Here is a 13,458-nt window from a genome sequence, read left to right as displayed (position 1 = left end):
CGTGCGTAATTAATTGGCCATACTATAAATTCATGGGAGTTAAATAATGATAATCATAAAAAAATCCACATGGTCTGCTGCTCTTCTGCTTGTCGCTACGAACATTTTTGTCGCCGGGTGTTCTGATGCTCCAGGCCCTTCACGTGAGCAGTTGGTGGCCGAATATCCCAGCGTAGAGCAGGGCAGTACAAGGCAAGAGAACATTGAAATTATGTGTCCGTTTGTGCGTATGTTGGAGCGCTCAGGCTTGTTTGATGAAACCTTTGCAAATCAGGGTGACCTTGATATATCAACCTCTGAGCTTACCAGTGCAGCACAGGAATTTGGTTGTGCCGTGCTTGAGTGTGGAACCGTAGCGGCTACTGCTGCAGTAGGCCAGCCAGGTGGTAGTGGTGTTGACATCGAGCGTTTGCATGAAGCAGCCGGTATTGCACATGACTGTGGTTTGACTTTTGAATATGGTGGTACGCAAGTAAGTGATGACAGGCGGGACGCTACTATTACTAGATTGGGTGAATTGGCGGACGAGCAGGGCCATTTGGTTTACGATGACATCCTACAGGTTAAGCTGGAAACCTGCGACGGGGAAGGCGTTGGTATCACCACGGCAGGGCGTACAGAAACAAAACTTATCTTTGCCTACCTGGGTGGCGTGGACAACGGTTTTGTAACGCTCGATGATGTGAGCAGTTTTCTTCATGCGGAAATGCCTTCTGTGAAGACACGATTTATGGTGGATGCACGCCAGCTGGGCAAGGTCAGATAAAGGGCAGATATGCGCCAGATGTTGAAACCATCTGGCGCACCTGTTTTTGCTTACGCGGCGGGACAACTTTCCAGCTTGGGTAGGGCCTGTACTGTGCCATCTTCCAGCTGATAGTAGAGTTGGTGTTCTCTATAAAGGGTATAAACCGTATAGGTGATGCCTTCCATTCGTAACGCACCTTTGGGCGCATTCTGCGCGTCGAAGAAATAGGCGTCACCGCTTTCTGATATTTCCAGGCACTTGAACTTCCAGGTGATTTCTACCGTTTCATCGGTGCTGATTTTCCAGGTGGTCTTTTTGGCGTCATCGCCGCTTACCGAAATGTTCATACCGCTTTTGTTATCTATCGATCCACTCCAGTAAATGGTGCAGCCTTGCATGAAAAATGTGCCAAGTATCAGAGCGAACAGGCCGAGGGTGGTTTTGTTGTTCATGATTGTCTCCTAACTTTATTAAGGGTGATGCTGGTTCGATCCTCTCACAGCCTCTAGCCTGACTCAACGATGTGGGGTTTAAATGACCATGCTGCTATGGTGAATAGAGGGGTTATCCTGTACTCTTCAGCACCGCAATGGCGGCCGACCAAATAGTTGGGGCCGTTTCAACATTTGGATCATTTTATGAGTTTTTCCTCTTTGGGCCTTTCTGCCCCCATCCTGAAAGCTGTGGCCGAACAGGGTTATGACACCCCATCCCCAATCCAGGCCAAAGCCATACCGGTGGTTTTGGAAGGTAAAGATGTAATGGCGGCGGCTCAGACAGGAACCGGTAAAACCGCCGGTTTCACGTTGCCAATTTTAGAGCGTTTGTCGAAGGGGCAGCGAGCCCAGCCCAATCAGGTCAGATGCCTGATCTTAACCCCCACTCGCGAATTGGCGGCCCAGGTGGCCGAAAGCGTTGCCCTTTATGGTGCCAATTTGCCTTTAAGTTCAGCGGTGGTATTTGGAGGGGTAAAGATCAATCCGCAAATGATGCGGTTGCGTAAGGGGGTGGATATTTTAGTGGCCACGCCCGGCCGGTTAATGGATCTGTATAATCAGAATGCGGTGAAATTCAAGCAGTTGGAAATACTGGTGCTGGATGAAGCGGACCGCATGCTGGACATGGGGTTCATTCATGACATTCGCAGAATCATTTCGCTGTTGCCCAAACAACGTCAGACCATGATGTTCTCTGCCACCTTTTCCAACGAAATCCGAACGCTGGCCAAAACCTTGGTGAATAACCCTGTGGAGATTTCGGTGTCGCCCCCCAATACCACCACCAGTTTGGTTGAGCAGTTGGTGTGCCCGGTGGACAAGAAACAAAAACCTAATCTGTTGGTGGAATTGATTCGTAAGAATCAGTGGGGACAGGTGCTGGTGTTTACTAAAACCAAACGGGGTGCTAACCAGTTAAGTCGTCATCTGGAGGTGGAGGGCATCACGTCATCGGCGATCCACGGCAATAAAACCCAGTCGGCCCGCACGAGGGCGTTGGCGGATTTCAAAAAGGGTGAAGTGCGTGTTCTTGTGGCCACGGATATTGCGGCGCGGGGTTTGGATATTGATCAATTGCCACAGGTGGTTAACTTCGAATTACCGAATGTCCCGGAGGATTATGTACACCGTATAGGTCGCACCGGGCGTGCGGGAGCCAGCGGCAAAGCGGTTTCGTTGGTGTGTGCAGACGAAGCCAAGCTGTTGTTTGATATTGAGCGGTTGATTCAACGTGAACTGGATCGAGAGATTGTGCCTGGCTTTGAGCCGGTTCATGCCTTGGAGTCCCGGCCTGTACGTCAGCCTTCCCGCAACAAGAAACCCAAAAAGCCGAGGCCGCCGCGCCCAGAGCACAAGGATGGCCAGCGTTCTGCCGATAACGCTACCGGACATCAGCCGCCTGCGAAAAAGCCGGGTCGAAAGCCGGTGCGCAAGCCTGCGGCAGGTGGTAATAAACCCTACGCCAACTTTAAAAAGTAATTGGCCGTTAGCGCAAGTGGCGCACTTTAAAGTTGCGCCCCTTGAGTTTCCCCTCGGTTAGTTTTTTCAGTGCTGCCTTTACTGCGCCACGATCCACGGCGACATAGGCAGCATTGTCGAATATTTGTATTTTCCCCACGTCGCGTCCGTCGATGCCATGATCACCGGTTAAGGCTCCGAGGATGTCTCCTGGGCGGACTTTCTGTTTTTTACCACCATCGATTTGTATGGTGGCCATGGTGGCGGTGGGAATCGGTTGATCCAGCAGATGCTCAGGAGGCAATGGATCCGGGGTGATCTCTATGCCTAAAACATGCCCCAGTTTATCTACTTTGTATTGCTCTTTGTCGTTATACAGCGTGCAGGCCAAACCCTTGCTGCCTGCGCGGCCTGTGCGACCAATGCGATGTACATGCACGTCGGTTTCCCGCGCCAGGTTGTAGTTGATCACTGCATCCAGATCTTCGATGTCCAGGCCGCGGGCGGCTACATCGGTAGCCACAAGAACGCAGGCGCTTTTGTTAGCAAATCGTACCAAGGTTTGATCGCGATCTCGTTGCTCCAGATCTCCGTGCAGGGCGACGGCACTGAACCCATAGGAGCTAAGTTCATCGGCGACATCCTGGGTGTCCCGCTTGGTGTTGCAGAACACCACGGCGGATTCAGGTTGCTGTTGCATCAGTATCAGGCGCAGTGCAGTCATGCGCTGGGTTTCGCTGCCCACCTTGAAAAAGTGCTGCTGGATACTGGTGTCGTCGTGGGTTGATTCTACTTTTACCATCACCGGGCTTTGCATGATTTGCTTGGCAATGGATTGGATCTGGGGCGGGAAGGTGGCGCTGAACAGCAGGGTTTGGCGCTGCTTCGGGATGTATTCCACGATAGCATCCAGAGCCGGTTGAAAGCCCATGTCCAGCATGCGATCCGCTTCATCCAGAACGAAGGTGTTCAGCTCCTCCAGGTTCAGGGTGCCTTTGCGCAGGTGTTCTTCCACTCGCCCTGGCGTGCCGACAATGATGTGCGCGCCGTGCTCCAGCGATCCAATCTGAGGGCCCATGGGCATGCCTCCACACAGGGTCAGTACCTTGATGTTGTGAATGGTGCGAGCCAGTCGACGAATCTCCTTGGCCACCTGGTCAGCCAGCTCTCGAGTGGGGCACAGCACCAGCGATTGCACGCGGAACCTTTTTACCTGCAGGTTCTGTAACAGGCCAAGGCTGAAGGCGGCCGTTTTGCCTGATCCGGTTTTGCCCTGACCAATGATGTCTTTACCCGTCAGAATGGGCGGCAGACTTTGTGCCTGAATGGCGGTCATCTCCTCATAACCAAGGGTACTTAGGTTTTTGAGCAGATCGGGATGCAGGGACAGGGAGGCAAAGGAATTCGGTTTCAAGGGGGCAATCTCTTACTAAATGACGGGCGACACTTTACCACTGAATGGGCCGTCACCCTAGAGTCGGTGCCAAAACGGGTGTCAGAGGGTGTGATCGGTAGGGTAGTGGCGGTTATTGTGGCCGATCGCCATCGCATATGAGAATCGGTGGCAAGGGGCATTCCAGCGCCTCACAGATTGCACGCAGCAACTCCATTTCTTTCACGGTGGCTTTGTTGTCGTGCAGGATGCAATCCACACAGGCGTCTACCACAGGCTGCTTGAGTAACGGTGCCAATCGGTTCAGTTGCTGCAGTGCGCGGTTCAGCATCTTGGGTGTGGGTGGCTGTTGCAGCCAAGATGAGTAATCTTTGTTGCTGTAGTACTGCATGATCTGGCGGAAATTATCTGACTGTTTGTCCGGTGTGTCGCCGCTGACTTGTACCAACGTGCTGAACAGGCTGGCCAGATCCGATTCCAGCTTTTGGTAGCTTTTGATTACGCGGGGCGGGCGTTTGATCTCACCCAGTGCTTGTTGAATCAGGTAGCAGTATACAAACTCCGATAGAGTGATTTTCATGTCCACTTTAATCAGCTCAATTGAGCTGCGGATGATACTTTGACGATGCTCTTGGGTGGCTGCTTTCAGTGTGCCCAGACAAATGTCCAGTAATGGTAGCCTGATTTGCGGGCTGCATTGCCTTAGGGTTTGGCTAAGCGGTTGGGTCTGCAACGGAATGGCGGCCGGAAGTGGCTGCTGCTCGGATGATTCAAGCAGCAGTAACGCGTACAGGATGGTTTCTGCAGAATCTGTTTGATGGGCCAGGGTGTTAATGGCGGCGGGAATGTTCAGATGCAGCTGTTGGGCGTATTCATAGTGCTCTTGCGTCGGCTGGCCAATGGATGCTTTTAGTTGCTGCGCTGTTGGCTGGGCCGCAAAAGAGGCGGCGGCCTGGGGCGGAGTTGACACTTTAGGCACGTGTTCGGTGCCTGCAGGTTCCCGTTTGCGAAAGCGGGCTTTCAGTCGTGGCAACAGGGTGTTATCGATGCTGCGGATGCGGTCTTCGATGGGGGGGTGTGTTGCTAACAGGCCGCTTAATTGCATTTTTACGGTTTCGCCAAAACACATGTGATTCATGTCCTCGGCGTGGGCGCTCATCAGCAAACTGTGACCTGAATAGTGTTGGATTGCGTAGAGCGCGCTGGCGATGCCATCCGGGTTGCGGGTGAACTGCACCGACGACGCATCTGCCAGAAATTCTCGCTGGCGGGAAATGGCGGCTTTAATTAATCGCCCAAAGAACAGCCCGACGTAGCCAATGGCCATCAGCGCTAATCCAATGGGTATTAATTGATTGCCTTCTTTGCTGGAGCGACTGCCGTAGTAGCGGCGTCGACTTTGGCCGCGCAGCAGAAACTCGCCGATCTGACCAATAAACAGTATGCCTGCAAGAATGCCGATTAGCCTGACGTTAAGCTTCATGTCGCCATTCAGAATGTGCGAAAACTCGTGGCCAACTACGCCCTGCAGCTCTTCTCTGTTGAGCTTTTCCAGGGTGCCTTTGGTGACGGCCAAGACGGTGTTGCGTGGCTCTGTGCCCGCTACAAAGGCATTTATGGCGGATTCTTCCCGCAAAATGAAGACCCGTGGCACGGAGGTGCCGGAGGCGATGGCCATTTCCTCCACCACGTTTAGCAGCATTTTTTCTTTGGGCTCGGTGGTGGCTGGGTCAAGGGGGGTGCCGCCAGCCATCATGGCAACAGACAGTCCACCTTTACTAAGTTGCGCCAGTCGCATCAGGCTGCCAGTGACAATGGCCAGCAAGGTCAGGCCGGCTATTCCCCAGCATATGGGGTTCTGCACCCATTGCAGCGGCGGCATGTTCAGATCGCTGGCCAGGATCAGGGTGAAATAGATGGCGGAATTGACCGCAGCGATAATCAATACCACTGCAGTGCAGAAGTAAAACACCAATAGCCAGGTTTTACGCCGCGCGTTGTCCTGATTTTGATAAAAACTCATGGGCTCAGTCGAAGGACACTTTCACCCCTTTGCGGGCGGCTTGGTCTTCAATTTCCAATAATTCTGCGGCTTGGAAACGGCCACCGGCGATGATGCTGTTCGGAAACTGTTCTCGGTAGGTGTTGAATTCCATCACCGCATCGTTGAAGGCCTGGCGTGCGAAGGCAACCCGGTTTTCAGTGGAGGAGAGTTCTTCCATGAGCTGGTTCATGGTGGTGTTGGCCTTCAGGTCGGGATAGTTTTCCGACAAGGCAAAAAATTTGCCCAGCGCGCCCCCCAACAGGGATTCGGCCCCTCCCAGGGTGCGCATGGCTTTGCCATCGTCCGGGTGGTTGGCGGCGGCTTTGGCGGCGGCGGCGGCTTCGTTGCGAGCCTCAATCACGGCGGTGAGGGTGTCACGCTCGTGAGCCATGTATTTTTTGGCGGTCTCTACCAGGTTTGGGATCAGGTCGTAGCGGCGTTGTAGCTGAACGTCGATCTGCGAAAATGCATTCTTGAAGCGGTTCTTCAGTGCCACCAGTTTGTTGTAAATGGAGATGGCGTACACCACCACCAATGCGATCACGACCAGTGTAATGATTGAGCCTGCAGACATGCTTGATCCTCGAGTCTATCTAATGGGGGCTTAGGTTAGGCCTTTAATATTCCACGTAACTTGAGACATTTCCAAGGGGGCATATCCGATTTCAAGTCACGTTATCAATATAGACCTTAAACAGGCACAAATTAAGGGGCTTTTTAAAGGCGCAGCGTGAGATGTATGGGGTGGTAAGGTTAGCGGCGAGCCAGAATCAGCTGCTTTTGATAAATGGGGCGAAACAAGGAGAGGTATTTGGCCTGATATTGCTGGGTGTTACTGTGGTAGAAGGCAACGGCCCGCTCGGTTGATCCGTGCCGCCGCAGCAGTTTGTGCAAGTATTTGGCGGCGTACATGACATTGGTTTTAGGCTCAAACAGTTGCTCTAGTGAGTCAAAGTGGCGGCCATGGAACTTCCAGTTTATCTGCATCAGGCCGATGTCTACGCTGCGGGTGTCCAGTTTGCGAATCTCCCAGTCTGAGGGGCGGTTAATGCCCAACAGCGTTGCGTTGTTTTTGGTTTGCTCCAGTGCGGCGGCTGCATCCTGCCTGTTACGGAAAAACAGGCGCTGTGAGGTATCCGGGTAATCCAGGCGTAACAACCAGGGCTTGTTCTGCGTTGCCTTCACCAGAGCAACGGCATCGGCTTTGGTGCGGGGCTTGAATCCCTCCCAGTTCAGGTTGACTGCCCACGGGTGCAGTTGTGATTCCATCTCGGCAATGGATTTCAGCAGGGCAGGCTTAAGTTGGTATTGGCTGGCAGCCTGAGCGAACAGGGTGTCTGCCAGCAGGGTAGCCGGGGCCCATATCAGAGTGAGAAAAACTATGGTTCGGAACATAATCTCAAAGTGTTAAGTGGTTCACATTTAAGGTAGACAATGGAACCACAAACACCGGGGCAATTTTGTAGGGGTTATGTAATGCAAGGTTACACGGGGCGGAAGATGTCCTTGTAGCTGGTGTATGCGCTTACTATCACTAATGGCCCTACCACTATTACACCAAGCCCTGCGGTAACGACAACAACCAGGTATAAAAGCAGTAGAATCAGGCCATAAACCAAGCAGGGTATAAAGTTACGAAAGATCGCAATGATGGCGTTTTTCATTGCTTGCCAGGGCCGTTGCTGATTGAACACGATCAGCGACGGAGACCACCACATGGCGAATACCACCATCAGAATTGCAAAGGCACCGACGGCGATCAGCAGGAAAGCACCCAGCACCACTGCAACGCCAGAGCCGCTGTTCATGGCGTTGATGGCAAGGGCTACGAACAGCCAGCACACCAATATCAGCAGAATGATCGTCACGATAAAAATACCACCCAGCACCAGTAGTGGAGCCGCGTGGTTTTTGAACCCGGCAAAAATCGATTCAATGCTGAGCTTTTCGCCCCGATCCAATTGGGCAACCCCCATGATAAAACCAGCCATCAGTACTGGGGTTAGCAGTTGTCCTACCAGGGGGATTATATTGGCTGCAGTAACAGCGACCAGAAGCACCAGCCACAGGGCGATGAGCATCCAGGGGGAGGATTTGAACAGGGCCCAGGCGTCGCTGACCCAGTTCAGGCCGCTGCCTGCAGTGACGGACACCGGTTTGACCGGCCCTTGGGGAAGATTAACGGCCGCAGTGGGCTCATCGTAGGGGCTGCTGTGTGGATCATTCTGCATTTTGGGTTACTCCGGTCGGATTATTGTTGTTCTTCGTCCTAATCTAGACAAGCTAGGTCAACTATTATGGCGTTTTTCGCATTTTTTTGATCAAAATTGTCTATTGGGTTGTATCGATTTGACTATCATCACCTGATTTTGCTGTTGGATGCAATATATTGATTTTTAAGTAATTTATAAAGCATAACCTTTTGTTTTACAGGGTCTATTAAAGGTAAATTTCAGAATATGATCAGTTTGTTATAAAATCCTGCGTCATTTTAGCCGCTTGTCATGAGCTTAACCGTATGGGTTAATTATCCAAGTGCAGCGAACTGTTACAACAAGCGCGGCAGTGGCTATGCTTGGAGGAGCCCTCTTTCACTATGAAATTTTTGGATTTATCAGTAATGGGCAGTAAATCAATGCCTGACATTGCCACCGTTTCCCAGCCCAAAGCACCGGGTTTGCTGGATTGGGTGGGCATGAGCGAAATCGAAGTACCTTTGTCCATTCCTACCCGGAATGGTTCAGTGGCTCATGCTGTGGCAAAAGCGCAGGCGTACGTAAACCTGATCAATCCAGAGGCCAAGGGCATTCATATGTCCCGGCTGTATCTGTTGCTGGATGAGTTATGCAGTCAGACGCTGACCGCTCACAGCCTGCGGGATGTGCTGGCGCGGTTTCTGGAATCCCACGAGGGGCTGAGCGATCAGGCGTTTGTGGATTTCCGTTTCGATTTTCTCGCCCGCCGACCTGCGCTGAAGAGTGAATTCAGTGGCTGGAAAGCTTACCCCGCGCGGATCATCGCGACAGAAGATCCGGAAGGCTTTCATTTCGAGCTGCGGGTCGAAATTCCTTATTCTTCGACTTGCCCCTGTTCTGCGGCTTTGGCGCGTCAGTTGATTCAGAAGCAATTCCGGGAAGATTTTGGTGCTGACCAGCAAGTGTCGGCCGATGATGTCTACGGTTGGTTGGGAACTGAGCAGGGGATTGTGGCAACGCCACACAGTCAGCGCAGTATTGCTGAGATCAAGGTGCGTTTATCGGATGATACCGATGATTTCCCACTGGAAGACTTGATTGACGTGGTGGAAGGTGCCTTGAAGACCCCGGTGCAGACTGCGGTCAAGCGTGAGGATGAGCAGGAGTTCGCGTTGTTGAACGGACAGAACCTTATGTTCTGTGAGGATGCGGCCCGCAAGATTCAGGCAGCGATGAATGATCAGGTTTCGTATCAGGATTTCTGGGTACGCGTGAATCACTTGGAAAGTTTGCACGCCCATAATGCGGTAGCGATTGTAACCAAGGGGCTGAAAGGCGGTTACTTGCCTCAGCCTTGATCAAACAGGTAATAACGAATAACAAAAAACCCCGATGCGTCGGGGTTTTTTGTGCCTGCAATTCAGGTTGAGCTTATTCGAACTGCATCATGACCTGCTTTTCCTGATCATCAGCATCGAACAGCAGCCGTTTTGGGCTTGCTGGCAAAGGTGACCATGGGAGCCAGGTGTCCGTCAGTGCTGCGTGGTTGGGATCTGCGTTTTTGGCGAAATTCACTAACGCAGTCTGCATCGCTTGAGACAGGTCGAGGCGGCCTGGTTCGTTGGCAATGCTGTAGCCATTATTGAAAATGGGTGTGTCAAATAGCCCCAGCATAAAACCGATGTCGCCAGCGTGAACTGAGCCATGAATAACATTCCAGGGGAACGGCTGCTGGTTCCAGCTCCATTCATAGGCGTAAAGCTGCGACTGCTGGGTGGACAGCAGGGGTAGCAACACATCGTTTTGTAGATACTGGAATACAGCGGTAGGGGCCAGAGCGCCGCACAGATTGGCGAAATCGTCGTAGCCGCCGCTGACATAATCCTCTGCACCGCAGGTACCTTGTTGCGGGCGGTCCGCAGGCAGCAGTTCGGGCGCGATAATGTCTTCCAGCGTTTGCGCAGAGCTGGCTGGTTCATCGGGGTTAAAGCTCTGCATCAGGTTCCACAGTTGCTTGCTGTCTACCAGCATGCCGTTCTGGGTGAACAGTTTGCCTTCTTCACTGGTGATGCCCATCAACACCGGAACGTTATTAAACTGTCCGCTGGCCACGGCAGCATAGGGATCTGCCGGTTGCACCTGTCCGTCGAGGAATATGGCGGGGGCGATACGTAAGCTAGGCACCAGCGATGTGGCGGTAATGAGCGTGTCTGAACTCATGCTGTAGAGGAAGGTTTTGATCCACTGCGCATCTTGTTCAGCCAAGAACGCGGCGGCACTTGGCTCATCCTCCGCCAGGTTGTGCATGATCACTAAAGCCACCAGCAGTCCGTTGGCGTAGGCGAGGCCGGTGTCAGGTGTTTGGTTCAGCAGGCCTGGGCTCAGCATCACGGCGCGCTGGAACAGGTCATGTGCCAGCGGAGATGTCATCATGCTGAAAACATGAGACGCCCCTGCAGATTGGCCCATCAGCGTGATGTTGTCCGGGTTGCCGCCGAATGCTGCAATGTTGCTTTTGATGAAGGTGAGCGCCTGCAGAATATCCAAGGTGCCAAAATTAGCGGATTCTGACGGATCGTTCTCACCGGTTTTCAGTGCAGGATGGTTAAGCCAGCCGATCAGCCCCAACCGATAGTTAATAGTGACAAACACCACACCCTGTTGCGTCAGTTGGCTGCCATCGTATAGGGCCCCGGCCCCGTACACATGGCTGCCGCCGTGAAGATACACCACCACCGGCAGCTGCTTGCGCAAGTTGAGCGGGCGTTGAATGTTGAGGTAGAGACAGTCCTCCTGGCCGATGGGCAGGTCGAAGGTGTCCTGCAATGAAAGATCCTGGCTGAAGCCATCATCTGCCGGGCCATACATGCTACCCAGCTGAGGGCAGGCTTTGCTGAATTGCGTCGCGTTCTGGGTTTTATCCCAAGGCTGTGGCGGTTGTGGTGCCTGCCAACGCAGTTCACCTACAGGCGGTTCAGCGTAGGGAATGCCTCGCCATTCGATCGTGCGTTGTTCTGTATTGATGGCGCCTTTGACCTTGCCATACTCGGTTTCAGCGATCTGCGGTGCTTTGCAGCCTGCCAGCAGGCAGGTGAGAAATATTGCGCTGAGAGTGACCCCTTTGCCCCTTGAGGGCACAAAAGAAGTGATACGTTCCATGTGAGTTGTCCTTGCCGCTATAATGTAGTTGTTAGGCTTGTTGCCTAATTACATTACCTCTATCTGCGACAAAAACAAAGTAATTTAGCTTTCAGCTTCTGCGATTGAAACCGTGTTACGACCGGTCCCTTTCGACTTATAGAGTGCTTTGTCTGCCCGGCTCATAGCGCCTTGGATATCGGGCTCCTCCGATCCTACTTCGGCGATGCCAATGCTGACGGTGAGCTTGATGCTGTGGCCATCGAAGTTGATGATCTCTTTGTTAAGACGGGTGCGAATCCTTTCTGCCAGCCGTGTCGCCTGTTGTAAGGTGCTTTCCGGTGACAGTATGGCAAATTCCTCCCCACCGAGGCGGCCAATCAAATCAGCCTCTCTTGATTCTGCCACCAGCATGCGGGCGACCTGTTCCAACACATGATCGCCAGCCAGATGGCCGAACTCATCGTTAACCTCTTTGAAATAATCCAGATCCAACATCAGGAAGGTGGTGGGATGAGCGTAGCGGCGTGCTCGTTCCAGCTCGGAATTGGCCAGCTTTAGAAAGAAGCGGCGATTGTAGAGTGAGGTGAGGCCGTCCATGGAAGCATAAAAATCGAGTTTGCGATTGGCCTCCAACAGGATGTTGTTGAGCTTGGATTGCTGTTCGAAGGCATCCTGCAGATCCTTGGTGCGCTTTTGAACAGTGTGTTCCAGTTCAGCGTTGTGCTTTTCGAGGGCATGATGATACTGCTTGAGCTGAATGATACCGGCCAAGGCTTCTGCGTAGGAGGCCAATAGCTCGGGCAGTTCCTGGCAACAGTTGGCACTGGACTGTGCTTTTACTTCCAGCGCACCCATGGGCGTGCCTTGGTAGAGCAGGGGCAGATAAAAGCGGCAGGGCCTTTTGCTCCCGTTGGGCACCACTCGCTGTTCGCACTCGGTCGAAAACGGCTGGCTGGCGGCAAAGTCAGACTCCTGTCCCCATTGAGTGCGCAGCTCGAGTTGCTCTTGGTTTTGATCCAGCAGATAAATGGCAGCACAACCACTGGCCAACTCAGGCATCGACAGCAATGAGGTGAGAGCCGTTTCTAGCTGTTGATCGAGGGTTTCCGGCTTCAGGGCCAACGATATTACTTTGGCCAATACATGGCGAAAGCGATCCCGGCGTTGTATTTCCCGCTTTTGGGTATAGCTGTCCAGGGCGGTGCTTACCGTGAGGAGAAAATCGCTCTCATGCCAGGGTTTGGCGATATAGCGAAACAGCCCGGCCCGGTTGACCGCCTCACCCACCGCTTCGGCAGTGGCTTGGCCTGTGAGCATGATGCTCAGGGTTTCCGGTAGCTTCTCTTTGATTCTTACCAGCAGTTCATCGCCGTACATGCCGGGCATAACGTAGTCGGCAATAATAAGAGGAATGTCGGTGCCGCTTTCGATGAGTTCATCAATCAGTTCAAGGGTTTCTTCAGCGCTTTCGGCTAATTCGACTTGATACTTTGAGGAAAATTGGTGGGATAGCTGACTCTTCAGGCTCGTCAGTACTATTTTTTCATCGTCTACACAGATTATTACGGGCTTCTTCATGCGGCGGCCTCGCTGGGCGGTAGCGCTTTAAAAAAGTCTTCCTGTGTCCATGGTTTATTAATGCAGCAATCCAGATGAGCTTGCTGCTGAGTCCGTTCAATGGCTTCGGGGTCGGCATGGCCTGTCAGCATGATTTTGGTCAATTCTGGAAACTCTTGGTGAACTTTGATTAGAAATTCATCGCCTTTCATGCCCGGCATCAGCCAATCAGAGATTACGGCGCGGATGGTTTCACCATCCTTTACCAATTCTTGAATCAGCTCCAGGCCCTCTTCGGCGCTTTCGGCGATTTCGATGGCATATTTGTCCTGATACCAGTGACGCAGTTGGGCTCTCAGGCTCATCAATATGGTGCGATCATCGTCAACACATATTATGTAGGGCTTATTCAACGCCAAAGTTCC

The 13,458-nt window shown here is 52.6% G+C and carries 12 protein-coding genes; 3 read left to right on the top strand and 9 right to left on the bottom strand.

Features of this window, described 5'->3' with window-relative positions; genetic code table 11:
* The first annotated feature begins 46 nt into the window (after window positions 1-46).
* Window positions 47-766 carry a hypothetical protein gene (locus Kalk_RS06065; protein ID WP_101893349.1) on the top strand — a complete coding sequence of 240 codons (720 nt, stop codon included), beginning with the start codon at window positions 47-49 and terminating at the stop codon, window positions 764-766.
* 50 nt (window positions 767-816) lie between these two features.
* Here the strand turns inward: Kalk_RS06065 and Kalk_RS06060 are convergent, their stop codons facing one another.
* Window positions 817-1,200 carry a hypothetical protein gene (locus Kalk_RS06060; RefSeq protein ID WP_101893348.1) on the bottom strand — a complete coding sequence of 128 codons (384 nt, stop codon included), beginning with the start codon at window positions 1,198-1,200 and terminating at the stop codon, window positions 817-819.
* A gap of 186 nt (window positions 1,201-1,386) precedes the next feature.
* Between Kalk_RS06060 and Kalk_RS06055 the strand changes: the two genes are divergently transcribed.
* Window positions 1,387-2,724 (top strand): DEAD/DEAH box helicase, encoded by a 1,338-nt coding sequence (locus Kalk_RS06055; protein WP_101893347.1) that lies wholly within the window; start codon window positions 1,387-1,389, stop codon window positions 2,722-2,724.
* Window positions 2,725-2,731: 7 nt separating this feature from the next.
* Here Kalk_RS06055 and dbpA read toward each other — a convergent pair whose 3' ends face one another.
* From dbpA to Kalk_RS06030, 5 genes are all read right to left on the bottom strand, one after another.
* Complete coding sequence (gene dbpA / locus Kalk_RS06050) at window positions 2,732-4,117, bottom strand: ATP-dependent RNA helicase DbpA (RefSeq protein WP_101893346.1); 1,386 nt, start codon at window positions 4,115-4,117, stop codon at window positions 2,732-2,734.
* A 112-nt stretch (window positions 4,118-4,229) separates the two neighbouring features.
* Window positions 4,230-6,119 carry a M48 family metallopeptidase gene (locus Kalk_RS06045; protein WP_101893345.1) on the bottom strand — a complete coding sequence of 630 codons (1,890 nt, stop codon included), beginning with the start codon at window positions 6,117-6,119 and terminating at the stop codon, window positions 4,230-4,232.
* 4 nt (window positions 6,120-6,123) lie between these two features.
* Window positions 6,124-6,714 (bottom strand): LemA family protein, encoded by a 591-nt coding sequence (locus tag Kalk_RS06040; protein WP_101893344.1) that lies wholly within the window; start codon window positions 6,712-6,714, stop codon window positions 6,124-6,126.
* Between the two features lie 179 nt (window positions 6,715-6,893).
* A complete protein-coding gene (locus Kalk_RS06035; protein ID WP_101893343.1) occupies window positions 6,894-7,535 on the bottom strand; it encodes a transglycosylase SLT domain-containing protein in 642 nt (213 codons plus the stop codon).
* Between the two features lie 89 nt (window positions 7,536-7,624).
* A complete protein-coding gene (locus tag Kalk_RS06030; RefSeq protein ID WP_101893342.1) occupies window positions 7,625-8,371 on the bottom strand; it encodes a BPSS1780 family membrane protein in 747 nt (248 codons plus the stop codon).
* A gap of 389 nt (window positions 8,372-8,760) precedes the next feature.
* On the opposite strand from Kalk_RS06030, the gene folE2 reads away from it, so the two are divergent.
* Complete coding sequence (folE2, locus tag Kalk_RS06025) at window positions 8,761-9,693, top strand: GTP cyclohydrolase FolE2 (RefSeq protein WP_324774893.1); 933 nt, start codon at window positions 8,761-8,763, stop codon at window positions 9,691-9,693.
* A gap of 73 nt (window positions 9,694-9,766) precedes the next feature.
* Here the strand turns inward: folE2 and Kalk_RS06020 are convergent, their stop codons facing one another.
* The 3 genes from Kalk_RS06020 to Kalk_RS06010 all read right to left on the bottom strand — a co-directional run bounded on the left by Kalk_RS06020 (window position 9,767) and on the right by Kalk_RS06010 (window position 13,446).
* Window positions 9,767-11,494, bottom strand: coding sequence for a carboxylesterase/lipase family protein (locus tag Kalk_RS06020; RefSeq protein ID WP_101893341.1), 1,728 nt, complete (start codon window positions 11,492-11,494; stop codon window positions 9,767-9,769).
* Between the two features lie 84 nt (window positions 11,495-11,578).
* Window positions 11,579-13,054, bottom strand: coding sequence for a GGDEF domain-containing response regulator (locus tag Kalk_RS06015; protein WP_101893340.1), 1,476 nt, complete (start codon window positions 13,052-13,054; stop codon window positions 11,579-11,581).
* Complete coding sequence (locus tag Kalk_RS06010) at window positions 13,051-13,446, bottom strand: response regulator (RefSeq protein ID WP_101893339.1); 396 nt, start codon at window positions 13,444-13,446, stop codon at window positions 13,051-13,053. Before Kalk_RS06010 ends, Kalk_RS06015 begins: the two co-directional genes overlap by 4 nt.
* Window positions 13,447-13,458: the final 12 nt, after the last annotated feature.

It is taken from the genome of Ketobacter alkanivorans (genome assembly GCF_002863865.1).
GTDB lineage: Bacteria > Pseudomonadota > Gammaproteobacteria > Pseudomonadales > Ketobacteraceae > Ketobacter > Ketobacter alkanivorans.
The sequence above is the reverse complement of the archived record's forward strand: the minus strand, read 5'-3'. Positions and strand labels throughout refer to the sequence as shown.